20 protein-coding genes are annotated in these 25,220 nt (G+C 64.3%); 14 read left to right on the top strand and 6 right to left on the bottom strand.

The annotated features are described in order from the left end of the window. Positions 1 to 135: 135 nt before the first annotated feature. The 8 genes from NFG57_RS06320 (at position 136) to NFG57_RS06285 (ending at position 10,272) form a co-directional block, all read left to right on the top strand. Positions 136 to 1,482 carry an MFS transporter gene (locus NFG57_RS06320; RefSeq protein WP_315900701.1) on the top strand — a complete coding sequence of 449 codons (1,347 nt, stop codon included), beginning with the start codon at positions 136 to 138 and terminating at the stop codon, positions 1,480 to 1,482. 405 nt (positions 1,483 to 1,887) lie between these two features. Continuing rightward, the gene (locus NFG57_RS06315; protein WP_348815679.1) at positions 1,888 to 4,095 is read left to right on the top strand and encodes a TonB-dependent siderophore receptor; all 2,208 of its coding nucleotides are present in this window, start codon (positions 1,888 to 1,890) and stop codon (positions 4,093 to 4,095) included. Positions 4,096 to 4,219: 124 nt separating this feature from the next. Further along, a complete protein-coding gene (locus NFG57_RS06310) occupies positions 4,220 to 5,215 on the top strand; it encodes an iron-siderophore ABC transporter substrate-binding protein (protein WP_348815678.1) in 996 nt (331 codons plus the stop codon). Positions 5,216 to 5,288: 73 nt separating this feature from the next. Beyond that, positions 5,289 to 6,311, top strand: a complete 1,023-nt coding sequence (locus NFG57_RS06305; RefSeq protein WP_348815677.1) for an iron ABC transporter permease — start codon at positions 5,289 to 5,291, stop codon at positions 6,309 to 6,311. Then, positions 6,308 to 7,426 carry an iron ABC transporter permease gene (locus tag NFG57_RS06300; RefSeq protein WP_348815676.1) on the top strand — a complete coding sequence of 373 codons (1,119 nt, stop codon included), beginning with the start codon at positions 6,308 to 6,310 and terminating at the stop codon, positions 7,424 to 7,426. Before NFG57_RS06305 ends, NFG57_RS06300 begins: the two co-directional genes overlap by 4 nt. Beyond that, on the top strand, positions 7,426 to 8,295 hold the full coding sequence (locus NFG57_RS06295) for an ABC transporter ATP-binding protein (protein WP_348815675.1): 870 nt from the start codon (positions 7,426 to 7,428) through the stop codon (positions 8,293 to 8,295). Before NFG57_RS06300 ends, NFG57_RS06295 begins: the two co-directional genes overlap by 1 nt. Before the next feature lie 251 nt (positions 8,296 to 8,546). Beyond that, positions 8,547 to 9,347 carry an SDR family oxidoreductase gene (locus tag NFG57_RS06290; RefSeq protein ID WP_108131693.1) on the top strand — a complete coding sequence of 267 codons (801 nt, stop codon included), beginning with the start codon at positions 8,547 to 8,549 and terminating at the stop codon, positions 9,345 to 9,347. A gap of 235 nt (positions 9,348 to 9,582) precedes the next feature. Further along, positions 9,583 to 10,272: a DsbA family oxidoreductase gene (locus NFG57_RS06285; RefSeq protein ID WP_348815674.1), complete on the top strand. Its 690-nt coding sequence runs from the start codon at positions 9,583 to 9,585 to the stop codon at positions 10,270 to 10,272. A 109-nt stretch (positions 10,273 to 10,381) separates the two neighbouring features. Here NFG57_RS06285 and NFG57_RS06280 read toward each other — a convergent pair whose 3' ends face one another. Next, positions 10,382 to 11,320, bottom strand: coding sequence for an acetamidase/formamidase family protein (locus tag NFG57_RS06280; RefSeq protein WP_348815673.1), 939 nt, complete (start codon positions 11,318 to 11,320; stop codon positions 10,382 to 10,384). Positions 11,321 to 11,438: 118 nt separating this feature from the next. Beyond that, a complete protein-coding gene (locus NFG57_RS06275; RefSeq protein ID WP_348815672.1) occupies positions 11,439 to 12,785 on the bottom strand; it encodes an APC family permease in 1,347 nt (448 codons plus the stop codon). A 290-nt stretch (positions 12,786 to 13,075) separates the two neighbouring features. Here NFG57_RS06275 and NFG57_RS06270 point away from each other — a divergent pair, with 290 nt between their 5' ends. Continuing rightward, on the top strand, positions 13,076 to 13,810 hold the full coding sequence (locus NFG57_RS06270; protein ID WP_348815671.1) for an FCD domain-containing protein: 735 nt from the start codon (positions 13,076 to 13,078) through the stop codon (positions 13,808 to 13,810). Between the two features lie 342 nt (positions 13,811 to 14,152). Here the strand turns inward: NFG57_RS06270 and NFG57_RS06265 are convergent, their stop codons facing one another. The 3 genes from NFG57_RS06265 to NFG57_RS06255 all read right to left on the bottom strand — a co-directional run bounded on the left by NFG57_RS06265 (position 14,153) and on the right by NFG57_RS06255 (position 17,335). Then, positions 14,153 to 15,016: a glycine betaine ABC transporter substrate-binding protein gene (locus NFG57_RS06265; RefSeq protein WP_213228364.1), complete on the bottom strand. Its 864-nt coding sequence runs from the start codon at positions 15,014 to 15,016 to the stop codon at positions 14,153 to 14,155. A 142-nt stretch (positions 15,017 to 15,158) separates the two neighbouring features. Beyond that, positions 15,159 to 16,409, bottom strand: coding sequence for a Xaa-Pro peptidase family protein (locus NFG57_RS06260; protein ID WP_348815670.1), 1,251 nt, complete (start codon positions 16,407 to 16,409; stop codon positions 15,159 to 15,161). Between the two features lie 35 nt (positions 16,410 to 16,444). Continuing rightward, positions 16,445 to 17,335: a phytanoyl-CoA dioxygenase family protein gene (locus tag NFG57_RS06255; protein WP_045990942.1), complete on the bottom strand. Its 891-nt coding sequence runs from the start codon at positions 17,333 to 17,335 to the stop codon at positions 16,445 to 16,447. A gap of 111 nt (positions 17,336 to 17,446) precedes the next feature. Here NFG57_RS06255 and NFG57_RS06250 point away from each other — a divergent pair, with 111 nt between their 5' ends. After that, positions 17,447 to 18,346 carry a LysR substrate-binding domain-containing protein gene (locus NFG57_RS06250; RefSeq protein WP_348815668.1) on the top strand — a complete coding sequence of 300 codons (900 nt, stop codon included), beginning with the start codon at positions 17,447 to 17,449 and terminating at the stop codon, positions 18,344 to 18,346. 39 nt (positions 18,347 to 18,385) lie between these two features. Here NFG57_RS06250 and gcvA read toward each other — a convergent pair whose 3' ends face one another. Next, complete coding sequence (gene gcvA, locus NFG57_RS06245) at positions 18,386 to 19,285, bottom strand: transcriptional regulator GcvA (RefSeq protein ID WP_045990944.1); 900 nt, start codon at positions 19,283 to 19,285, stop codon at positions 18,386 to 18,388. 173 nt (positions 19,286 to 19,458) lie between these two features. Here gcvA and NFG57_RS06240 point away from each other — a divergent pair, with 173 nt between their 5' ends. The 4 genes from NFG57_RS06240 to NFG57_RS06225 all read left to right on the top strand — a co-directional run bounded on the left by NFG57_RS06240 (position 19,459) and on the right by NFG57_RS06225 (position 25,160). Continuing rightward, complete coding sequence (locus NFG57_RS06240; protein WP_045990945.1) at positions 19,459 to 20,952, top strand: aldehyde dehydrogenase; 1,494 nt, start codon at positions 19,459 to 19,461, stop codon at positions 20,950 to 20,952. A 10-nt stretch (positions 20,953 to 20,962) separates the two neighbouring features. Beyond that, positions 20,963 to 22,168 carry an iron-containing alcohol dehydrogenase gene (locus tag NFG57_RS06235; protein ID WP_045990946.1) on the top strand — a complete coding sequence of 402 codons (1,206 nt, stop codon included), beginning with the start codon at positions 20,963 to 20,965 and terminating at the stop codon, positions 22,166 to 22,168. Then, positions 22,165 to 23,358 (top strand): mandelate racemase/muconate lactonizing enzyme family protein, encoded by a 1,194-nt coding sequence (locus NFG57_RS06230; protein ID WP_348815666.1) that lies wholly within the window; start codon positions 22,165 to 22,167, stop codon positions 23,356 to 23,358. Before NFG57_RS06235 ends, NFG57_RS06230 begins: the two co-directional genes overlap by 4 nt. Before the next feature lie 167 nt (positions 23,359 to 23,525). After that, the gene (locus tag NFG57_RS06225; protein ID WP_348815665.1) at positions 23,526 to 25,160 is read left to right on the top strand and encodes a BCCT family transporter; all 1,635 of its coding nucleotides are present in this window, start codon (positions 23,526 to 23,528) and stop codon (positions 25,158 to 25,160) included. The last annotated feature ends 60 nt before the right edge of the window (positions 25,161 to 25,220 follow it).

The raw sequence follows: 25,220 nt of genomic DNA, 5'->3' as shown, positions 1-25,220 counted from the left end.
GATCGAGGCGCCCCTTGCCGATCAGCGGTACGCCGGACACACTGACGATTAGCGGCGGCGGCGATGGCCTGGCGCCGCGGTACCCCAGACGACAACAGACTTCCGTCGCCCCCTCCCCGGAAAAGCGAGGCCGCCGTGACCACATCGACTCCCACTTCCACCCTGTCGGCGGCCTGGAGCCTCTGGGCGCTGCTGCTCGGCGTCGGCCTGCTGATGCTCGGCAATGGCCTGCAGGGCAGCCTGCTCGGGGTGCGCGCCGCCGAGGAATCCTTCGGCAACACGGTCACCGGGCTGGTGATGTCGGCCTACTTCGTCGGCTTTCTGGCCGGCTCCACCCTGACCCCACGCAAGCTTCGCGACGTCGGCCATATCCGGGTGTTCGCCGCCCTGGCCTCGATCACCTCCATCGCCATCCTGGTCCATGTCATGTTCATCGACCCCTGGGTGTGGGCGGCGATGCGGTTGATGACCGGCTTCGCCTACGCCGGGCTCTACGTGGTGACCGAAAGCTGGCTCAACGGCCACGCCAGCAACCACCTGCGCGGGCGACTGCTGGCGTTCTACATGGTCATCAGCTATCTCGGCATGGGCGGCGGCCAGTTGCTGCTGAACGTGGCGGACCCCAGCGGCATCCTGCTGTTCTTGATCGTCTCGATACTGATGTCGCTGGCGCTGGTGCCGATCCTGTTGAGCTACACCCCGCAGCCGGACACCAGCCAGCCCGAGGCGATGAACCTGCTGCGCCTGTATCGACTGTCGCCGCTGGGCACCCTCGGCTGCCTGCTGACCGGGATCGCCAACGGTACTGTATTCGGCATGGGCGCGGTGTTTGCCGCCAACCATGGGCTGGAAACCCACCAGATCGCCGCCTTCATGGGGGCGTTCATCCTCGGTGGGGCGCTGTTTCAATGGCCGCTGGGCAAGCTCTCCGACAAGACCGATCGCCAATGGGTGATCCTCATCGTCGCCGCCCTGGCCACCGCCTTCTCGCTGGCCGGGCTGCTGTTCGACCAGGGCGCAAGCCATGCGCTGACGCTGCTCGGCGTGCTGCTGGGTGGCACCACCCTGACGCTCTATTCGCTGTTTCTCGCCTGCGCCAATGACGTCCTGACGCCACAGCAGACGGTGTCCGCCAGCAGCAGTCTGGTGCTGGCGCTCGGCATCGGCGCCATCCTCGGCCCGCTAAGCACGGGGCTGTTGATGGACCTGCTGGGCTCTGCCGGCTTTCTGTGGGACCTGGCGCTGATCCACGCGCTTATCGTGGTCTTCGGCGGCTACTGCCTGTGGCGCTATCCGAACCAGCCCTCGGACACCCACGGCCACTATGTCGCGGTCCCCGCCGGCACCGCCTCCCTGGGGGCAACCTGGGTCGAGGAAGCGGCCGACGATCCGGTGCAGCTCGACCTGGAACTCATGGAAGCAGACGAGGAGTCCTCCCTGGAGGAAGGTCAGGTGAGCGCCGCCGAACCCGGGCGCAGCTGACAGGCCCCTGCCGAACGCGCCCGCCAGAACACGCCTACCGTCGTCTTTCCCCGCCAGCGCCTTGCGCTGGCGGGCCTCGCATCACCGCCGATTCCCCTTCCCACCTCCAGCGGCGTCTTCTACCGCCGGCCGCCTTCTGCCAGATCGTCGTCTTGCCCCTGGTCGTTCGCGTCAGGGCTGCTCTTCTTGCCTGGTTTCCTTTTCTTGCCTGACCTTCTCTTGGTTCCTGACCTTCTCCGCTTGCCCGGCCCCTGCACCAGGCCAATGGTGCCACTTCGCCAAAAAGTTCTGCCGTTTTGTGCATTTGTGGCATCTCGCATAGACAACTTGGCAGCGCTCATAAACACCCGCCAATGGAAACGTGAATAATTTGCATTCTTAAAACATAAACAGGGAACCCCTTTCGTGCCGTACCATTCCGCTCCCCTCACCTGCCTTGTTCCAAGCCGTCTCGTTCCTGGCCGCCTGGCTATCGCCATTGCCCTGGCCTCCGGTGCCGTCCTGTCGACCCCGGTGCTGGCCCAGGACGCCGAGCAACTCGCCAGCATGACCGTGGTCGGTGACGACCTGCGTGCCACCACCGAATCGACCAAGAGCTACCAGGTGGCCTCCAGCACCAGCGCCAACGGCCTGACGCTGACGCCGCGCCAGACGCCACAGTCGGTCAGCTTCCTGACCCGCCAGCAGATGGACGACGAGGCCATCACCAGCACCACCGAGGCGGTGGAACGGCTGCCCGGCGTCTCGGCGATCCGTCTGGACGGCACTCGCACCAGCTTCCAGTCCCGCGGCTACACCATTCGCAACTTCCAGTTCGATGGTCTGCAGAGCAATACCAGCGCGTTCTGGCCGTTCGGCGACGCCGAGTGGGACACCGCCATCTACGACCGGGTCGAGGTCGTGCGCGGCGCCACCGGCCTGATGACCGGGGTCGGCGATCCTTCCGCCACCGTCAACTTTGTGCGCAAGAAGCCGCTGGACGAGGCGGCGGGTAGCGTGACTGCCGCGGTGGGCCGCTGGGACCGGGGGCGCGGCGTGGTCGATGTCAGCACTCCGCTGGACAGCGAGGGGCGCGTCGGCGTGCGCTTCGTGGCGGCCAAGGACAGCTCGGACAGCTTCATGGACGGCGTCGAGAACGACCGCGAGACCCTTTACGGGGTGATCGCCGCCGAGCTGACCGACAACACCGAGCTCAGCGTGGGCATCGAATACCAGCACTACGACCAGGATGGCGCCTACATCGGCGTACCGCAGTACTACCTGGACGGTGGCCGTACCGACTTCGACCGCTCCACCGCCAACAACACCGACTGGGCCAACTTCTTCACCGAGAACACCCGCGCCTTCGTCGACCTGACCCACCACTTCGACAATGGCTGGTCTGCCCGCGCCGCCTACAGCTACGGCGACGCCAACTATGGCCTGACCTACAACTACCGCGGCGGCTATCCGGTTCGCGAGACCGGTGTGCTCTACTACACGCCCAGCTACGCCACCGAGTCCTACCTGGTCGACTATCGCGGCGATCGCACCCAGAAGAATCTGCATGTCAGCGCCGAAGGTCCCTTCACCCTGTTCGGCCGCGAGCATCAGCTCGGCTTCGGCTACATGGACCTGCACGAGGACTACCAGATCAACAGTCGCGGCCCGGCCGGCGACGTGCCGGCGCTGGGAAGCTTCAGCGACCGCAACGACCCGGCCCTGGCAGAACCGGTCTGGGGCGAGTGGGGCCTGACCGATGACACCGTGACCGAACAGCAGGGCTACTACGCGGTATCCCGCTTCTCGCTGGCAGACCCGGTGCACTTTATCGTCGGCGCGCGCATGACCGACTGGAAGATCGACCAGGACTATCGCGGCGAGCGTGAGTACGAGTACGACAACGAGTTCACCCCCTACGCGGGTCTGATCGTCGACATCACCGACGACCTCAGCGCCTACGCCAGCTACACCGAGATCTTCAACACCCAGAGCGAGCGCTCGCCCAGAGGCGCCCTGCTGGATCCGCTGGAAGGCATCAACTACGAGGCCGGTCTCAAGGCCGAGCTGTTCGACGATCGTGCCGACGTGTCCTTCGCGGTGTTCCACAGCCAGCAGGACAATCTGGCGGTGGAGATCCCCGGGGTCTTCGTCGCGGGCACCACCGACCAGGCCTACACCACCACCGACGGCGCCGAGGTCGAAGGCTTTGAGCTCGAGATCGCAGGCGAGGTGGCCGACGGCGTCAACCTGTCCGCCAGCTACGCCCTGGTGGACGCCGAGGACGCCGACGGTGAGCAGCTCAACACCAGCTATGCCCGCCAGCAGGCCAAGCTGTTCGCCAGCTGGCAGCTGCCTGGCCGCTGGTCGAACCTGACCCTCGGCGGCGGTGCGCGCTGGCAGGGTGACACCTACCGCGACAACGACACCCCCAACGGTACCGAGAAGATCGGTCAGGGTGACGTCTTCGTCGCCGATGCCATGGCCCGCTATCGCATCAACGACAACATGAGCGCCCAGCTCAACGTCACCAACCTGTTCGACGAGGAGTACTACTCGCAGCTCGGCTTCTATAGCCAGGGTATCTATGGCGAGCCGCGCAGCGCGCTGCTGAGCCTGACCTACGACTTCTAGTGCCCTGGAACGCCGAAACCTCGACATCCGCGTCGGGCGCTGTGCGTCCGACCGGCACTCGCGACACCACTGTCAAACCGGCTCTCCTGCGAGAGCCGGTCATCGCCTCTACAAGGAAGACCCCATGCCCCTGTTCCACCCACGCTGGCCGCTCGGCCTTGTGTTACTCGCCGCCGTCCAGCCTGTCCTCGCCGCTGGCGACGATGGCTATCCGATCGAAATCGAGCACGCCCTCGGCGTCACCGTGATCGAGGAAAAGCCCGAACGGGTCGCCACGGTGGCCTGGGCCAACCACGAGGTGCCGCTGGCGCTCGGAGTGGTGCCGGTGGGGTTTCCCGCCACCACCTTCGGCGACGACGATGGCGATGGCCTCTGGCCCTGGGTGGAGCAGCGCCTTGACGAGCTCGACGCCGGCCCCCCCAACCTGTTCGACGAAGGCGATGGCATCGACTTCGAGGCGGTGGCCGCGAGCCAGCCCGACGTTATCCTGGCGGCCTATTCCGCCCTCAGCCGCTCCGACTACGACACCCTCAGCAAGATCGCCCCGGTGGTGGCCTACCCCGAAGCGCCCTGGTCGTCGGGCTGGCGTGACATGATCCGGCTCAACAGCGCAGGCATGGGCATGGCCGAGGAAGGCGAGGCCTTGATCGCACGACTGGAGGCCCAGGTGGAGCAGCAGATCGCCGAGCACCCGGAACTCGCTGGCAAGAGCGCCATGCTGATCAGCCATATCAAGCCCACCGACCTCAGTCAGATCAACTTCTACAACGACAACGACGCCCGGGTGCGCTTCTTGCACGAGATCGGCCTGACCTCGCCCCAGTTCGTCACCGACAGCTCCGTTGACGGCCGTTTCGCCGGCTCCATCAGCGCCGAGCGTATCGACGAGATTGCCGATGTCGACATCATCATCACCTATGGTGGCGAGCCGCTGGTGGAGCGACTCAACGAGCATATGCTGACCTCGCGCCTGCCCGCGGTGGAACAGGGCTCGCTGGTGCTGCTCGGCAACAACCCTACCGGAACCGCGGCCAACCCGACGCCGCTGTCGATCCCCTGGGTGCTCGACGACTACGTCGAACGACTGGCCGAAGCCGCTCGCAAGCGTCAGCACCCCTGAATCAAGCGTCAGCAACCCTGAATGGAGCGTCTGGACGGGATGGATACGCACAAATGAGCAGGAAGGGAAGGATATGAAGGCAAGGCCGCTGGCGCCTGGCAGGCCACGCCATTCGCGCCCGACCGGCGTCTATCTGCTGCTGGCGGCGCTGGCCGCCAGCGTCATGATGTCGGTGGTCATCGGCGCCAGGCCGACGGATCTGACCGCGCTCATGGGTCTGCTGGATGGGCGTATCGACTCCATCGACGAAGCGGCAATCGCCAGCCGTCTGCCCCGCACCCTGCTGGCGTTGCTGGCGGGGGCCGCGCTGGCCGTGGCCGGGGCGACCATGCAAGGCCTGACCCGCAATCCTCTGGCCGATCCAGGCCTGCTCGGGGTCAACGCCGGCGCCGCGCTGGCAGTCGTCATCGGCATCGCCTGGTTCGATATGCAGCAGGCCTCTGGTTACATCTGGGTGGCCATCGCCGGCGCCGGCGCCAGTGCACTGCTGGTCTACCTGGTGGCCAACCTCGGACGAGGCGGCGCCACCCCTCTCAGGCTGGCGCTGAGCGGCGCGGTGGTGACCGCCGCCCTGACCTCGCTGACCTCCGCTGTGATTCTGCCCCGCACCGACATCGCCGGGCTGATCCATTCCTGGCTGATCGGCGGCGTCGGCGGCGCTACCCTCGATCGCATCACCCCGGTGCTGCCCTTTCTGGCCCTGGGCATTGCCGCGTCGCTGCTGGCGGCGCGCAAGCTCAACCTGATGGCGCTGGGCGATGAGGCGGCGACCGGCCTCGGCGAGCGCGTGGCCCTGGCCCGAGCGCTGGCCGCGGTGGGGGCCATCCTGCTGTGCGGGGCGACCACCGCGGCCTGTGGTCCCATCGGATTCGTCGGCCTGGTCGTGCCCCACGCGCTGCGCCTGCTGGTCGGTGCCGACTACCGCCGCCTGCTGCCGCTGTGTGCCCTCGGCGGCGCCCTGCTGGTCATACTGGCCGACACTCTGGGCCGGGTGCTGGTCCGTCCGGCAGAACTCGACGTCGGTATCGTCACCGCCCTGCTCGGCGGTCCGGTCTTCATCTGGATCGTCCGCCGCCATACGCTGAGGTCACTGTGACGACGACACCGACCACCTCCCAGCGAGCGACGGCCACTCAAGCCATGTCCTGCCGAGCGACGTCCTCTCAAGCAAGGTCCACCCAAGCAAGGTCCACGCCGTCGACCGTCAGGCAACTGCGACGGCAACGCCAACGCCAGCGCCGGCGGATCATTGCGCTGCTGCTGTGTGCGCTGCTTGCCGGGGTCTGCCTCACCCTGATGCTGGGCCAGTCGTGGATCGACCCTGCCACGGTGATCGCGGTGCTGTCCGGCGAGCAGGTACCCGGCGCCTCCTTCACCCTGATGGAGTTGAGGCTACCCCGGGCGCTGATTGCTGTGCTGGCCGGGGCCTGCTTCGGCCTCGGCGGCGCCGCCTTCCAGACCATGCTGCGCAATCCGCTGGCCAGCCCCGACGTGATCGGTATCAGCGCCGGCGCCAGCGCAGCGGCGGTCTTCGCCATCGTCATGCTGTCGCTGCGTGGCGCTCCGGTGGCACTGGTGGCCATCGTCGGCGGTCTTAGCGTCGCCGTGCTGATCTATGCCCTGTCGTGGCGCCGCGGCGTCGCCGATACCCGCCTGATTCTGACCGGCATCGGCCTCGCCGCCATGCTCCAGAGCGCCATCGCCTACCTGCTGACCCAGGCCCCGGCCTGGCCACTGCAGGAGGCCATGCGCTGGATGACCGGCAGCCTCAACAGCGTGCACCTGGATCAGAGCCTGCCCCTGCTGCTGGCGCTGATCGTGCTTGGCCTGCCGCTACTTCACTTCGCCAGGGACCTGGAGGCGATGCGCCTGGGCGATGACATGGCCCGGGGGCTCGGTGTCAGGCTGTCGCTCACCCGCCTGGGCATCGTGGTCGCGGCGGTGGGGCTGGTCGCCTTTGCCACCGCGGTGACCGGGCCGATCGCCTTCGTCGCCTTCCTCAGCGGCCCGGTCGCCGCCTGGTTGATCCGTCACAACGGCTCGGTGCTGATCCCCGCTGCCCTGGTCGGCGCCCTGTTCGTGCTGCTGGGTGACTTTATCGGCCAGCATCTGCTGCCGGCCCGCTATCCCGTGGGGGTGGTCACCGGCGTGATCGGCGCCCCCTACCTGATTACCCTCGTCATGCGCGACAACGCCCGAGGATCCACCTGATGACGCCTACCCGACTCAGTGCCCGAGGCCTGACCGCCGGCTACCGTGACCGAGCGGTCCTCGACAACATCGATCTGGAGGTCAAGCCAGCGGGTATCACCGCCATCGTCGGCGCCAACGCCTGCGGCAAGTCGACCCTGCTGCGTTCGCTGTCACGCCTGCTGGCGCCGCAGCGCGGCCAGGTATTGCTCGACGGCCACGACCTGCACCGGCTGCCCGCCAGGCGCCTGGCCCAGCGCCTGGGACTGCTGCCTCAGGCGCCACTCGCCCCTGAAGGCATCAGCGTGCTGGAGCTGGTCAGTCGTGGCCGCCACCCCCACCAGGGCATGTTTCAGCGCTGGAGCCGCGACGACGATGACGCCGTCAGCGAGGCGCTGGAAGCCACCGACACCGCCGGCCTCGCCGAGCGTGTGCTGGAAGAACTGTCGGGCGGCCAGCGCCAGCGGGTGTGGATCGCCATGGCCCTGGCCCAGCGCACCGAGGTGCTGCTGCTCGACGAACCCACCACCTATCTCGATATCCATCACCAGGTCGAGGTGCTCGATCTGCTCGAGGACCTCAACCGCCAGCGCGGCACCACCATCGTCATGGTGCTGCATGAGCTCAACCTTGCCGCGCGCTATGCCGATGAGTTGATCGCCATGGCCGCCGGCAAGGTCTACTCAAGCGGCCCAGCCAGTGAGGTGATGACCACCACCATGGTCAGGGAGGTATTCGGACTGGACAGCCACGTCTTCGCCGATCCCGTCAGCGGCCGCCCGATGATGGTCCCGCTGGGTCGACAGGACCGCAGGCCACACTCGCAGGCAAGGGCAGTGCACAAGGATCGTCGATCGACGGTCCCCGACACCGAAGCGTCATCATCGTGACATGACCTCGGCAGCACGCTGGGACTCGCGGTGGCGACGGTCGGCCGCCCTGATCACGATGCCGGCCATGATGTTGGCCAGGATACGGGCCAGGATACCGACGCGATGCTGGCGCGATGGTTGAGCAGCGCCATCGCGGCACGTTAGGGTCCCGCATTGTCAAACGCCCAGAGGCAAGCGCCCAGAGGCCTTGCCAGGCGCTACGCCCAGGCGTGCCGCGACCGTTCCTTTTCCCAGACAGGAGCACGATGATGAAGACCATTCTGATCACCGGCGCCGGCAGTGGACTCGGCGAAGGTACGGCACTGGCCCTGGCCAGGGCGGGACACAAGGTCATCGCCACCACGGAGATCTGGCCCCAGGTCACCTCGCTCAAGGAAAAGGCCCGGCAGCAGGAACTGACGCTCACCGTCGAAAAGCTCGATATCACCGACAAGCGCGACCGCGACGCGGTGTTTTCCAGCTACGGGCACCAGGTCGATATCGTGGTGGCCAACGCCGCCATCGGCGAGACCGGTCCGCTGGCCGAGATCCCGGTGGACCGGGTACGCCGAGTGTTCGAGACCAACGTCTTCTCGACCCTGGAATTCGTGCAGCCCTACGCCCGCGAGTTCGTCGAGCGAGGCAAGGGCAAGATCGTACTGACCTCCTCCATCGCTGGTTTCACCACCTTCCCCTACCTCGGTCCCTACGTCGCCTCGAAGCACGCCCTCGAAGGCATGGCGCAACTGCTCTACGAAGAGCTCGCCCCGCTGGGCGTCAAGGTGGCCACCATCAACCCCGGCCCCTTCCGCACCGGCTTCAACGACCGCATGTACAACACCCTGGACCAGTGGTACGACCCCGACGCCTGCTTCACCCCTGAAAAACCGATTCGCTCGGTGCAGCAGCAGTTTGCCGGCGACGACCTGCAGCAGGACCCGGCGGCGATGATCGACGAGATGGCACGACTGATCCCGCTGGACGAGCACCGCTTCCGCAATGTCTACCCGGACAGCTTCGAGGCCAGTGCCAGGGAATATCAGGATGGGCTGTGGGATCGACTCATCTGAGGCTTTCCCGAAAAGTGCCTGCGCTCGGTAATACGGCGTTAAAAATCGGCTTATAATGCTCATTTACACCCCGTAAACTGCGCTTTCTCACCGATTTTTGCCTTGTCTAACCTTCGCTCGTCGACTTTTCGAATAAAGCCTGGGCGCCCCTGTTGATCGTGTCCCGGGGCCTGTAAGGTTGGTTGCCCTGCTAACGACCAAACCGGGACACCTTTCTTCAGGAGTAGAGGCTGACATGCCCACACCCCAAGATAGCCGCGACAGCGACACCACCATCACCGTCGACATCGTCTCCGACGTCGTCTGTCCCTGGTGCATCATCGGCTACCGCCAGCTCGCCGAGGCGGCGCGCCAGAGCGGAATCGACATCGAGGTGCACTGGCACCCCTTCGAGCTCAATCCGCAGATGGGCGAGGAAGGCGAAAACCTGCGCGAGCATATCGCCGCCAAGTACGGCACCAGCGATGAGGACTCGCGCAGCGCACGGGAACGGCTCACCCAGATGGGCGCCGACCTCGGCTTCACCTTCAACTACGCCGATGACATGCGCATGGTGAATACCTTCCGCGCCCACCAGTTGATCGACTGGGCAGAGCAGCGCTCTCCAGACGAAGGCCACCGCATGAAGCAGGCCCTGTTCAGCGCCTTCTTCACCGAGCGCCGCGACCTCCACCGAATCGACGTACTGGCCGATGTGGCGGCGAGTCTCGGCCATGACCGCGACGAGGTCGTGGCGATGCTCGAGTCGGGCGAGCATGGCGAATCGGTACGACAGCGCCAGGCCTTCTGGCAACAGCAGGGCATCAGCGGGGTTCCTGCCATGGTGTTCAACCGCCGCTACCTGGTCACCGGCGCCCAGGGCGTCGAAAACTACCAAGAAGTCCTTGCGCAGGTGGCCGCCGAGCGAGCCGAAGTGACGTCATGACGACAACGCCGGGTGCCACAACACCCGGCGTTATTGGTCAGGCCCGCGGGCCTGACCCAACGTTCTGACGAACGGAAAGGTCAGTTCAGCTCTTCCCGGGATCATACACCTAGATGGCCCTAAGACTCTTCGAGCGGAAGACCGACCGAGGCATGTAGAAGGACACCACCCAGTTGGGCTGATCGACGATCTCGCTGACCCGTAGCCGCCCTGCCACGCTGCAAAGCGCGTAGGCCAGCTGCTCATCCATGCCGGCCTGACGGTGCAACCGATCGATCATGAAGCGCACCGCGTCACGGGCGCCCTGCATCAAGTCCGGCCCCACCCCGGTGGTGACCAGAAAGCCCGCATCTTCCTCGCTCGACGCTCCCGGCGGCACGTCGAACATCGGCGCAGGAATATTGCCTGCCTTGTGCAGACGCAATGTGGCCGTGGCGGCCATGCGGGTCTCTACCGCGGTTCCGCAGACCTCTCCGTCGCCCTGGCAGGCGTGGGTATCGCCGATACTCAGAAGTCCTCCCTTGACCTGCACCGGCAGGTACAGCCGAGCTCCCTTTACCAGGTCGCGGATGTCGAGATTGCCGCCGCAGATGCGCGGCGGCACGATGGAGTGCTGCCCCGGCTCGGCAGGCGCGAGCCCGATGGTACCGGCGAAGGGCCGAAACGGAATCACGATGTCCTCGTCGAAGTACACCGACTCGCTGTCGTACTCCGACACCTTGAGCCAGGGCGAGGTGAAATCGTCGGCCAGCAGCCCGAAACCCGGGATCAGCCCCGTCCAGCCCCACTGCCCCGGCTCAAAGTCGACCAGCTCCACCTCGATCACATCGCCGGGTTCGGCATCCTCCATATAGAGGGGGCCACACACCGGATTGAGCTCCCCTGCCGGCAGTCGGGTCAGCGCGTCGGCCTGGCTGTGTCGGGTAATCAAGCCACCGCTGGCATCGAGAATATCGAAGCGCCGAGTATCACCGGAACTGATCGTTTCCTGCGGCTCGAGGGCGTGGTCAAAACAGTGATGAACGTCGTGTATCGTCTTGATCTTCATTCTTGCGTCTCCACCTCGAGGCGCCGATCGTCTCCGCCGACCGGCGCCTCGAGTGTTTTCAATTGGCCCAGGGCGCTGTTCTCAACATCGACGAGCGCAGGCACTTTACAGACAAGCCTTAGATTTCCATCTGCACGGCACGGCCACCGCGCTTGGCAAAGGCGTAGACGCCGACACCGACAACCGCCCAGGCCAGCCCGATCAGCACGGTATAGGACTCGAACCCGCTCCAGATGTAGCCGACCACGGCGAGGCCGAGCAGCGGACACAGGATATGCAGGAAGGGATTGGCGGCCTTCTTCTTGAACACGAAGTAGTAGAGCGTGGTGATGTTCAGAATGATGAAGGCGGTCAGGGCGCCGATGGTCACGATGGAGGTCAACAACGCCAGCTGCTGCATGAAGGCGATCCCCGCGACGATGGACACGGCACCGACCAGCAGCGCACTGACGTAGGGCGTCTTGAAGCGCGGGTGAACGCGAGCCAGCGGCGCCGGCAGCAGCCGATCACGGCCCATGCTGTAGAGGATTCGCGCGGTCGCGATCTGGGCCACCAGGGAGTCAGCGACACCCCAGGCGATAGCGGTGGTCGCGGCGGTCAGCACCGCCAGCCAGCCGCCCCCGGCGATATGTGCGGTTTCATAGAAGGCGGTGTCGAGATTGTTGAACGAGGCGGGATCGGGCTGGATCAGCGCCGCCACCCAGGTCTGGGCGATAAACAGGCCTCCGATGATCAACAGCACCAGGAAGATCGCCTTACTGACCGCCTTGCCACCGCCCTTGGCCTCTTCCGCCAGGGTGGAGATGCCATCGAAGCCGAGAAAACTGAGCACCGCGATCGGCACCGCAGAGATGATCAGCCCCAGCGAGAAGTCATCGGCATCGTAGACCGGGGCCATCGAGAAGACGGCACCGTTGACGTTGTTGCTGATGGCCACCACCCCCACCACCAGAAACACCGCCAGCACCAGCAGTTCGGCCACCAGCATCCAGCGGTTGAAGGCGGCGGTAAAGCTGATGCCGCGAATATTGATGTAGGTGTTGAACACGACGAAGGCCACCACCAGCAGGATCGGTGACAGCGACGGGAAGATGTCGTGGATCGCCAGCGCCCCCACCACGTACAACAGCGCCGGAATCAGGATGTAGTCCAGCAGCATGATCCAGCCCGCAACGAAGCCGGCAAAACTGCCCGCCCCGCGGGACACGTAGGAGTACACCGAGCCTGCTACCGGGAATTCCTTGGCCATCTGGGAGTAGCAGATGGCGGTAAACAGCATCCCCACCAGTCCGATGACATAGGCGGTGACGATCATGCCACCGCTGGCGCTCATGACATGGCCGAAGATACCGAAGGGAGCGATCGGCACGATGAAGATCAGGCCGTAGATCACCAGATCTCTCAGCTTGAGCGTTCGTGAGAGTTCCTGGGTGTAGCCCAGACTCTCCAGGGTATTGTCACTCATCGGTGATTTCCTCTTGTTCTAGTTGGCAAGGCGGGGATCTCCCGCCATCGAGCGGTCGAAGACGTCCACCGGGGGCGAGGCTGCCTGCGTGGCGACACTGGGCGGCCTCTTGCTGTGCATTCCCATGGCCGGTCAAGAATCTGACGGCGCCGTGTATACTCGAACCCGCCAGCAGACCCGGACGCAGTTCGCGACCTGCGACAGTGCGCCGGACACAGCGACGTTGGCCGCTTCATTTTTAGAAAATCACACTTAAAGGTATTGTGACAATACCTTTTGGAGAGAACCCTATGCTTGAACCGTCTCGAACCGACCTGCCAGGCGCCGGCGGCGCCCGCTCGGCCACCCAGGAGCTGGCGGACCGGATCGTGACGGCGATCGCCATTGGCGCCTACTCCCCCGGGGATCGCCTGCCGCCGGAGCGCGACCTGGCGGAGCGCCAGGGGGTCAGTCGCGTCACCGTCCGCGGCGCCTTGAAGATCGTGGGCGAGCTTGGCCTGATCGAATCCCGTCGAGGCCGCGATGGCGGTACCTTTGTCACCTTCAAACGGGTCGACGAGGCCTCGCCCAACACCGCCCAGCGTATCCTCGGACAGGAGCTGCCCCAGCTCAGGGACTTCTTCGACTATCGCTGTCTGGTGGAGGGGCTGGTGGCCAGAACCGCCGCCGAGCGTCACGACGAGGCCCAGGCCAAAACGTTGCAGGCGCTGCTGGACCGCTTCTGCGACACCGACGACGCCTCCATCGCCCGCCAACTCGATGAGCGCCTTCACGACTGCATCATGGCGATGGCCGACAATCACCATCTGGTCGCCCAGTCACGTCAGCTGACGGCGCGCGCCACCCTGGGGTTCGGCTCCGAGCCCTACCCCGCCGAATCATTGCCAAGGGCAAGACGGGAACATCGTGAACTGGTCCAGGCCATCCTCGAGCGACGCGCAGACGACGCCTTCAGCGTCGCCCAGCATCACTTCACACTGACGCTTGCGATCATGGAACATTCACTGGATGGGCGACCGCTCTAGCCCGACTCCCGGGAAAGCGGCTTTGGTGAGGGGTTTGATGAAGGGCTTTGGCGCAGAGCTCAGGCGTAAACGAAGGGGGAATACTGGCCAAGCGGTAGGGACGTCACACTAGCCTCAATGGCACCTCCTTGGTGGGGCTCCACCTCCACCATTGTCATGGTGACGAGATGGAACCCTGGTCGTTTGAAAACGTTCTTCAAACAGAAAAGTCGGTCGACTTCATGACCACAGATGGCCGTACCACCCAGGGACGACGATAGCGAAGCGGGCCGGCGACGTCGCCTTTTCTCCCATCGCGTCTTCGGGTACGGCCGGTTGCGCACGGCCCTTCAAGGCAATGGGCTAGCCGGAGGCGTCGTCGAACCAGCTATCGACCAGATCACGATTGTCGTTGATCCAGTCCCGGGCACCCTCTTCGGGATCCCCTGTTTCCTCTATCCGAGCCATCAGCGTTCCAAGGCTATCATCGTCCATATGCCAGGCATTGAGCACCGATGTCAGCCAGGGATCATCCTCGTCCAGACCGGGGCGTGCCATCCAGTAGATGTCCTCGTTGTCACCATAGATCCCCTTGGGATCCTCGAGGTACTTGAGGTCGTACTCGGCGAAGGCCCAGTGAGGACTCCACAGCGTCACCACCATCGGCTCATCGCGGCTGTAGGCACCATCAAGCGCCGCCATCATCGCCGGTCCAGAGCTATTGATCTGGTCAAAGGGCAAATCATAGGCGCTGATCACGTCGTCGGTCAGGCCCGCAATGGCAGACCCCGAATCGATGCCAAGAATTGAGGGGCCGCCCTGATACTCGTAACGCTCAGCCTGTTCCTTCAGCTCGGCAATGCTGTCGATATCGGCGTAGCTTGGGACCACCAGCCCCAGGCCAGTCCCGCGATACCAGACATCGTGGACGTCGATGCGATCGCGGTATGGTTCCAGAAAGGGCGCATCGGTGGTCGGCAACCAGATCTCGAGTGAAAGGTCGAAGTCGCCACTGGCAAGACCACTGTAGAGCACACTCTTGCCGACATCCGACAGCTCGATGTCATAGTCATGCTCCTCCTCGAGGAGAATCTTCCACATGTTGGCAACGGCGATGTTTTCGGCCCAATTGTTGGTGCCGATGGTCAGTGACTTGTCGTCGGCAACGGACACATTGCCAGCAGACATGACACCCAGCGCCAGCAGAGTTACGGAAAATTTCTTCATGAAAACTCCTTCTTCTGATTGTCGGCAAGGCAAGTGGAAAAGCCTAGCATGAGACGATGCTGATCAAGCCGACGCATTTCTCATACCTTGCATGAGTTAACGGAATGCGCCACCCACGATCGGTGGCGCATCCTGGGGATCGTCAGCCCAGCAGACGGGCATCGAATGGATAGTCCGACAGCAGCTCCACCTGGCCGTCTTCGCGGACGTATAGCTGTTCTTCGAGCTTCACCCCTTCGCCCCCAGCTTCATGACCGATGAAGCTCTCGACACACAGGGTCATGCCGGGTTCGATAACGCCGTCGTAGCCCTTATCGTCGATGTCCTCGCGGTGCACGATGTAGGGATACTCGCCATTCATGCCGACCCCGTGAGCCAGGGCAAAGTAGCGGCGAGACTTGTAGGCGGGAGGAATCTCCCAGGCACGCTCGGCGTATTCCTTAAAGCTCACCCCAGGCTTGAGATTAGCCATGTTGGTCTGAATCTGGTCGTACGCCATGCGATACAGATCTTTCTGCGTCTGAGATGGGGCATCACGCCCGCACAGGAAGGTGCGCGAAAAGTCGGCGTAGTAGCCGTAGCGTCCGACCACATCGGTATCCAGCGCTACCAGCTCTCCTGACTGGATACGGCGGTCGGAACACTCCTGAAACCAGGGGTTGGTTCTCGGCCCGGAGTTCATCAGACGCGTCTCGATAAAATCCGCATCGGTCGCGACGATATGCTGGTGCAGCTTCGACCAGGCTTCGTTCTCGGTCACGCCGGGCCGAATGCTGGCCTCAAGTTGACGCACGCCCTCCTCCACGGCGCGCAACGACGAGCGGATCATCTTGATCTCGTTGGGCACCTTGTAGGCACGGGCCTGCTCGAGTGGCTCCTGGGCATCCAGCACCCGGTAACCACGCTCCTTAAGCGCAAACGCCGCCTGGGAGGTCGCGCTCTCCAGTGCCACCTTGCCGCCACCGCCGCACTGGCGCTGAATCAGGTCGTCGATTTCATCGGCCCAGGCCTCGGTGACCGCGTGGGTATTACGCTCGTTGAAGTAGTACGAGATCGCCTTCGCCGGACGGATCTCGTCGATCGTCGGCAGATGAGAGGCCAGATGCTCGCACCCGGAAAACTCGAACAACACTACCGGCCCCTCGGCGGGCACGAAGGCATAGCGCGCCGGGTTGCGCGAGCTGTAGACCTGCATGTTTCTGGAACCGGTGGCATAGCGCACATGGGCCGGGTCAAACAGTACCGCGGCTGCAATGTCGCGCGACTTGAGCTGAGCCCGTACGCGAGCAAGCCGGTCAAGCAGGATCTGCGGGATCTCCTGCTGCGTCGGTTCACAGTCTTCGGGGCGATGGGTCGGGGGCAGGATGCCCATTGCGTCCAGATCCATATTCATCAGCGTTGCTCCCTGGGATTGAATGGCGAAGGGGCTCAGTCGAGCAGGCCATCGGCGCGTTCGGCCCGATCCTGTTCGGCCTGGATATGCAGCTCGGACACCCGGCCATACAGCTGGCGGGTGCGCTCGAGACGACCGACCACGCCAGGCGTCTTGGAATACGCAAAGATCGCCGTCAGTCGCGGCGTGTCACCCTCCACACGAGTCACGCGATGCAGGCTGAAGCGCCCCTTGAACAGCTGAAGATCACCGGGTTGCAGGTCCAGGCGACGCACGCCTTCACGTGTTTCGCCGCGAATCACCGCGCCGACTCCCTCGTAGTTCTCCTCCTGGGGCGTACGGATGTCCGGGCAGTACTCGAAGCTGCCGCCTTCTTCTGGCGCCTGGGTCATCATGGTGACGATGAATTCATTGGTGTCGTAGTGCCATGGCTGCTGGGTGCCGTCGGGCAGCACGTTGAGCACCAGCCCGGCATAGGGATCGGCATACTCATACACCTTGTCCTCGCCAAGGCAGCGGGCGACCAGCGACTTCATGCCTGGCGAAACGTACATGCGCTGCATGATGCGATCCGCCGTGATCATGTCGCGGGTCACGAAACCGCTGGTGCGGGTCATGAACAGCCGGCGAGGATCCTGCTCAGGCAACTCGGGATCGTCAGCGGTAAAGTAGGCGTTCACCTCACGGCTGTTGTAGAAGCTCTTCTGCGCCAGTTCGTGGCACTCCTCGCGCATCTGCGCCAGTCGGTCCTGGCGCAGGAAACCGCGAAGCACCGCACAGCCCTCGCGATCAAGGTCCTTGCGGGCCGTGGCGATGGCCGACAGCAGGACAGGATCATCAGGACGATCGAGAGGATAGCGTTCGCTATCGACCAGGTCTGTCAGGTCATGGCGTTCGGCATCGGCCAGTTGCTGTGCAGTAAGCATCAGGGTTCTCCTCGGTGAGCCGGGGAAGGGACGACCAGTCGACGCTGGTCTCGTCTTGGGTTCAGCGGCATAGTGGGGAAACTTCAATCATCGAGGAAACGATTCGTTCCGATGCATTCCATCGACAAAACCGATGGGCATAGCCTGCCGATCCTGGACACCGAACTGCTCAGCGCCTTCGTGGCGGTGATCGAGAATGGGGGATTCACGGCGGCCGCCCGGCAGTTGCACAAGACGCAATCGACCATCAGCCAGCGCATTCGCACCCTGGAAGAGCGCGTAGGCAGTCCGCTGGTATATCGCACCAGCCGTCAACTCAGCCTGACCGAGGATGGCGAGATCTTGCTGGTCTACGCGCGCCGCCTGCTGCAGTTGCAGCGCGAAGCCATCAGCGCTCTCGGTCATGGGGATCGCGACGGGGTGATTCGTTTCGGACTGCCTGAAAACTACGCCGAGATCTGGCTGCCGCGACTGCTGGATCGCTTCGCTCAGCGCCATCCTCGTATTCGCCCGCATATCCACTGCCGCATGTCGAGCGAGCTGATCGAGGCACTCGAGGCCGGCGAACTCGACCTGGCGCTCACGGTGCGTCACGCCAATCATGGCAATGGGGACATCCTGGCCGCCGAATCCCTGGTGTGGGCCGCCCATCGCGACTTCGATCACGACCCTCAGGCGGCGCTACCGCTGGCGCTGTTCCCCGACCACTGCCCCTACCGGCAACGCGCCCTCGACAGCCTGACGCGCCAAGGTCGCCAGTGGTCGCTGCACTACACCAGCCAGAGCCCCACCGGCCTGCGCATGGCGGTGAACCAGCGCGACGCAGTGACCGTCGCTGATCGCCGCACCCTACCCGATGATTGGCGCATACTCGGCGACACCGATGGCCTCCCGCCGCTGCCACCGGCCGAGCTCGAGCTCCATCGTTCGCCAAGCTTCCAGCACCCCGCAGGGGACGATCTGATCATGCTGATCCGTGAACTGCTGACCTCTGACACAACGATCGGCTGAAGCGAATTGGCGCGTTTCCAGTGAGCATCGACGCCACACTCAGGCAGGTGGATCGCTGATCTCCTGGCGCAGCCAGCGACGAAACAGCGCCATGTTGGTGGAATCCTGCTGCTCTTGACGCGTCACCAGCCAGTAGGACTGATGGCCGGTGACCTCGACGTCCAGCAGTTGCACCAGATCCCCGCGCATCAATTCACGGCCGATCATGTGGCGATCGGCCACCGCCACCCCGATGCCATTGATGGCCGCCTGGATGGCGAGCTCGAGGACGTCGAAGGCCAGCCCCCCATCTGTCTCGACGCCTTCGATGCCTGCCGCTCGCAGCCAGTGCTGCCAGGTCTGGAAACGGTCATCGTCTCGAAGTACATGCAGCAGGGTATGACGAGTCAGATCCACCTCACGCCCTCGCCGCCCCTCCAGCAACTGCGGGGCACACACCGCCACATGGGATTCCTGCATCAGCAGCTCGGCGTCGAGCTCCGGCCATTCGCCGGCGCCGAAGCGAATCACGCCGTCCATCTCGGCATGATTCAACAGATCATCTTCGAATCGGGTGGTGATCGACAGGTCCAGCGAGGGGTGCAGCGCGTGCAGCCGACCGAGCCGCGGCACCAGCCAGCGACTGGCAAAGGTCGGCGGCACATTGATCCTCAAGTGGGATAACTGCTGCTGGTCCTCCAGCGCACCGACGGTCCAGGCGATCCGATCAAAGGACTGCCTGAGTACCGGCAGCAGCCGATTGCCTGCAGCGGTCAACCGCAATTGCCCGCCACTTCGGTCGAACAGCGCCACTCCGAGCTGCTCCTCGAGCAGCTTGACCTGGCGGCTCACGGCGCTCTGGGTCACACACAGGCGGGTCGCTGCCTGGGTAAAGCTCAGACACTGGGCGGCGGCCTCGAAGGCCTTGAGGGCGTTGAGTGGTGGTAGTGAACGCTGCATGGGCTCCCCTTAGAAAAACTCGTGACGAATCATCAATTCTGCACAAAACATCGAAGAATACCCCGATCTTCATGACTTTTACGAATGGTGCGACTGCAAAATGGTCGTTTGTTGCAGCGTCTGCTGCTGCCTAGGATGCCGACTACAGTTCATGACCTCGGGAGATTCACACGATGACAGAGCGCTCATTGACCGACTGGCAGCAACTGGCCAGTAGCCTGAGCCTGCCGCACCAGGCCTACCTGGGCGGTCAGTTCTGTGACGCGGCCGGTGGGGCGACCTTCACCGCCGAGAATCCCGCCACCGGCGAATCCCTCGTCGCCGTCGCCGCCTGCCAGGCAGAAGACGTCGATCGTGCCGTCACGATTGCCCGTGACACCTTCAATGCGGGGACCTGGCGCGACCTGCCACCCACCGAGCGCAAGGCTTATCTGCTGCGCTGGGCGCAATTGATCGAGCAACACACCGACGAAATTGCACTGCTCGAGACCCTCGAGACCGGCAAACCCATCTCTCAGACCACCAGCGTCGATATCCCTGGGCTGATCGGTGGTCTGCGCTACTACGCCGAGGCCCTCGACAAGCTCTACGGCGAGACCGCCCCGAATGGACCTTCCAGCGTGTGCATGATCGACCGGGAGCCGGTGGGCGTGGTCGCGGCGGTAGTGCCCTGGAACTACCCCTTGATCATCGCCGGCTGGAAGATCGGCCCGGCGCTGGGTGCAGGCAATTCCCTGATCCTGAAGCCCGCCGAGCAGTCCAGCCTGGCGACGTTGAAGGTTGCAGCGCTGGCCGCCGAGGCGGGTATTCCCGACGGTGCCTTCCAGGTCGTCACCGGACTCGGCCACGAGGCCGGTGAAGCCCTGGGGCGCCACATGGACGTCGATGCGGTTGGCTTCACCGGATCCACCGAGATCGGCAAGCGGTTTCTGGCCTACTCGGCGGAATCCAACATGAAGCGAGTCGGCCTGGAGTGCGGCGGCAAGAGCCCACATATCGTCACTCGTGACGTCGAGGATCTGGACAAGATCGCGATGTATGTCGCCTACGGCGTCTGGTACAACCAGGGCCAGACCTGCCACGCCGGCACGCGACTGATCGTCGACCGCGAGGTCAAGGAAGCCCTGCTGGAACGACTGGAAAGCTGGGCCGACAAGCTGGCACCCGGCGATCCCCTCGACCCCGCCAATCAGATCGGCGCCATGATCGAGCAGCCCCAGCTGGAAAAGGTCCAGCACTACCTGGCCGAGGGCCAGCGGGAAGGCGCGCGGCTACGCTTCGGTGGTGAACGGGTTCACCGTGACAGCGGCGGCTACTACCTGACACCGGCGGTGCTGGATGACGTCAGCAACGATATGCGTGTGGCCCGCGAGGAGATCTTTGGTCCCGTACTGGTGGTGCTCACCGTGGATTCACTCGATGAAGCCATCACCATTGCCAATGACACCGACTACGGTCTGGGCGCCGCTATCTGGACCGACAAATTGAGCGACGGCCATCGCGCCGCCAAGGCCTTGCGCGCCGGTACCGTGTGGGTCAACTGCTATGACCACACCTCCATCAACGCGCCCTTCGGCGGCTTCAAGCAGTCGGGACAGGGCCGCGACAAGTCGCTTCACGCCTTCGACAAGTACACCGAACTCAAGACCACCTGGATCGAGATCTGAGGAGCCCAGCATGCGACAGGACTACGCAAACGGCCGCCAGGCTCCCGTCTTCGCAGGCCCCGGCTGCCTATCTCGCCTCCCGGAGCTGCGTCGACAGCACGCAGCCAAGCGCTACCTGCTGATTACCGACGCCGGACTCGAGGCCAGCGGTGTGCTCGCCCCCTTTGTGGCCGAACTGGAGCAGGATGCAGCGCTTAGCCGCTTCGTAGCTCCTCCTGGCGAGCCTACCGTGGCGACCGTCGACCAGGCGGCTCGGGTGGTCCGCGAGCTCGACGCTCCGCTGGTGATCGGCATCGGCGGCGGCACCGCACTGGACATCGCCAAGCTGGTGGCGGCTCTGGCGGGAAGCCCCGGACAAATGGATCAGTATCTGCTGGGCCGCAGCCCGTGGTGTGGCAGGGCACCGGCGGTGATGGTCCCCACCACCTCCGGAACCGGGAGTGAAGTCACCCGCACCTCGATACTGGCCGACGACACCGGACGCAAGATGTGGGCCTGGGGTGACGAGCTGCTGCCCGATGCCGTGCTGCTCGACCCGCGACTCACTTGCTCGCTGCCTGCCCCGCTGACCGCGGCGACGGGCCTGGACGCCTTCGTCCACGCCCTGGAGGCGACCACCGGCCGCAATCGCAACCGGCTGATCGAAAGCCAGGCACTGGCCGCCATTCGCCTGATTGGTGCCTCGTTGCCCGAGGCGGTGCATGACCCGCACAACCTCCAGGCTCGCCAACAGCTTCAGGAAGCCGCCTGCCTCGCCGGCATGGCCATCGACAACGGCGGCACCGGCATCGCCCACAACATCGGTCATGCCCTGGGCAGCCTCTACCATCTGCCCCACGGAGTGGCGGTGGCGATCGCCGTCGAGGCGACGCTTGGCTGGTCGGTCACCGGGCATGAAGCCATCTTCGCCCCCAGCGCCCATGCGCTGCTGCCTGGCAGCGGTGCCGAGGAGTTGCCGGCGCTGATCCGCGAACTCGCCGACGCCAGTGCCTTCGACCTGGCACTCGCGCCGTTTACCGGCGTCGAGATGGACGCCTCGCGATTGGCCGAGGAGATGCGCGACGAGGCCAACGCACCGATGGCCAACAACGCGGCACGCCGACCCGAAGGTGATGACTGGCAGACCCTGGCGGAACTCACCGTTACCAGCTTCCAGCGTCGCCGGCAGCGTCTGCAGCAGGGTTCGTCCGCCGAAGCGCAGGAGGCACTCGCATGACGACGCCGCGACTCAACGATACGCAGACCCCGCTCTTCACCGTCCCCGGCCAGGCGTGTCGAATTGCACGCATCGAGATCAGCCATCACCAGTTCGAGCTTGATCCCCCCTTTCCCGCAGCCTGGGACAGCCAACCGCGCCGTCGTTTCCCGGCGACCCTGGTGCGGGTGATCGACAGCGAAGGACGCGAAGGGATCGGCTCCGGGGATGTGATGTACGGCTTCGATGACTTTCGTCATCTGTTCATCGGCGAGGATCCACTCGATCTGGAGCGCCACGCTGGCGTGATCGATAACATCGGCTTCCACGCTGGCCGCTGCTGGCCCCTGGAGGTCGCCCTGTGGGACCTCGCCGGCAAGATCCTCGAGACCCCGGTCTGGCGCCTTATGGGCGGTGTCTCGAACCGTTTGCGTGCCTACGCCTCGAGCGGCACCCATCGTCCCCTCGACGAGGTGGTCGCTCTGGCAGAACAAGTGAAGGCGTCAGGCATTGCTGCCTTGAAGCTACGCTTCGGGCGTCCCCGTCTGGAAGAGGATCTGGCCGTGCTCGGCGCCGTTCGCAGTGCCGTCGGCGATGCACTGGAGCTGATGGTCGACTGCAACCAGGGATGGCGCATGCCCTGGGACGTCAAGGCACCCTGGCAGTTTTCCCAGGCGCTGGAAGTGGCCCGGGAGCTCGAGAACCAGGGCGTCTACTGGATGGAGGAACCTCTGTACCGCGGCGACTACGAGGGTATGGCCAGACTGAACGAGGCGACCTCGCTGCACATCGCCGGTGGCGAAATGACACGAGAACCCTACGAGTTCACTGAAATGCTGCGTCAGGGATGCCTCGATGTCTATCAGCCCGACGCCGTCTGCTCGGTGGGCATGCTGGGGTTGGCGCGCCTGGCCCGTCAGATCGTCGACGCCGGCAAGCTGTTCACGCCACATACCTGGGGCAACGGCATCGGCGTCATTGCCAACCTGCACCTGACCGCCGGTGCTGTCGGCCCGGCCGGCGCGCCCTATCTGGAGTATCCCTTCGACCCACCGGAATGGACACCGGAAAAGCGCGACTTCCCGCTGACAAGCCCACTACTGGCAGACAAGGAAGGATGGCTGACGCTGTCGGAGGCTCCCGGCCTCGGCCTTGACCTGGACGAAGAACGCCTGGCCGCCAACCGTGCCGACCAGGCCACCTACCAGTAGTTCGACCCACAGTCGTTCAACAAGGCTGGCACAGATCCAACTCGGCCGAGTTTGCACCACGCCGTCCTGCGTCGACGCCTGGCTTCCCCGCTCCACTGACTCTGGCAGGACGCCCCGTGGCGTCCTGCCAGGGCTTCGCCCTCGCCTCCACAATAAAAGGAGTCGCTATGTTCCATCGGATGCGACCTCTGGTCTTCTGGCCCCCCTTCATCCTGCTGATTCTGTCGCTCGCCGCCAGCATGCTCGATCTAGAGCGTTTTCTGGACGTCACCGGCGGCCTCAACAGCGCCATTCTCGACAACGTCGGCTGGCTGTTCTCCCTTACCTCACTGGTGATGGTGATGACTTGCCTGATCGTCTTCCTGTCCCCTCTGGGACGAACCCGGATCGGCGGCGAAAACGCCCTTCCCATCCTCTCGCCGTGGCGCTGGTTCTCGATCACCCTGTGCACCACGGTGGCGGTAGGCATCATGTTCTGGTCGACGGCCGAGCCGCTCTATCATCTGCATAACCCTCCGGCGTCGCTGGATATCACCGCCAATAGCCTGGATGCGACCCGCTTCTCGCTGTCGACCATGTTCCTGCACTGGTCGTTCACGCCCTATGCCATCTATACCGTTCCGGCAGTGATGTTCGCCATCGCCCACTACAACATGGGCAAGCCCTTCTCGCTGGGTTCCCTGTTCACCCCTATCCTGGGCGATCGCCTTATTGGTCGCCCCGGGCGCCTGCTGGATGCGCTGGCGCTGTTTGCACTGGTCTGTGGCATGGCGTCGTCACTCGGCACCGGCGCCATGACCCTGGCCGGTGGTGTCGACCGTTTCCTCGGCACGGGAACCGCGCCGCTGGCACTGGGCATCGTGACCCTGGCGATCGTGGCGGTGTTCACAGCCTCCGCCGCCAGCGGTCTGCAACGCGGTATCGCAATGCTGTCAGCCCTCAACGCTCGAGCCTTCTTCGCCTTCATGGCCTTCATCTTTCTGTTCGGGCCGACGCGTGACATCCTCGGTTACGGGGTGGAGTCCAGCGGTGCCTATCTCGGCCAGTTCATCGAAAAGAGTCTGTTTACCGGCGCCCTGGCCGATGACCCCTGGCCAAAGGACTGGAGCATCTTCTACTGGGCCAACTGGATGGCGTGGGCGCCCATCACGGCGCTGTTCCTCGGTCGCATTTCGCGAGGCTACACGGTGCGCCAATTCATGCTGATCAACCTGGTCGCCCCCGCACTGTTCGCCATTGCCTATGTTTCTGTCACCAGCGGCAGCATCCTGCACATGGATCTGAGCTCGGGCGGCAGCATGCATGCCCTGCTTCAGGAAAGCGGTCCCGGGGCCATGGTCTACGCGCTCCTCGACGAGCTGCCGCTGGGTGGGCTCAGCGCCATCGCCTTTCTGACAATTGCCTTTCTCTCCTACGTCACCGCCGCAGATTCCAACACCGAGGCCATCAGCCAGCTATGCAGCAACGACAGCCAGGCCGCCCTCGCCGGCGATGGCAACGATGACAATGCCAGCTACCGTCTTCCGCTGAAGATCCTGTGGGGCTGCACCATCGGTGCGGTCGCCTGGATCATGACCAGCTTCGTCGGCGTTGATGGCATCAAGATGCTGTCCAACCTGGGCGGCTTCCCGGCACTGCTGATCGTCATCCTGGCCACGGCGTCATTGCTGCGCCTGGTCAGTATGGGTACCGCTGGCGCAGGCATGGAACGCACCCCCTCGCGCACCTACTCACAGGAGGCCCACGAACGCTGGCAAAGACACCAGCAGCTCAACGAGGCCGTACCGCCCGATAACCAGTGAATCCTCTGTCCCGATTCTCAGGCAGGCCAAGGCAAGGCCTGCCCCATAAACTGAGAGCCT

Source organism: Halomonas sp. H10-59, from assembly GCF_040070555.1.
GTDB lineage: Bacteria > Pseudomonadota > Gammaproteobacteria > Pseudomonadales > Halomonadaceae > Halomonas > Halomonas litopenaei.
This window is presented reverse-complemented; position numbering and strand designations above follow the sequence as displayed.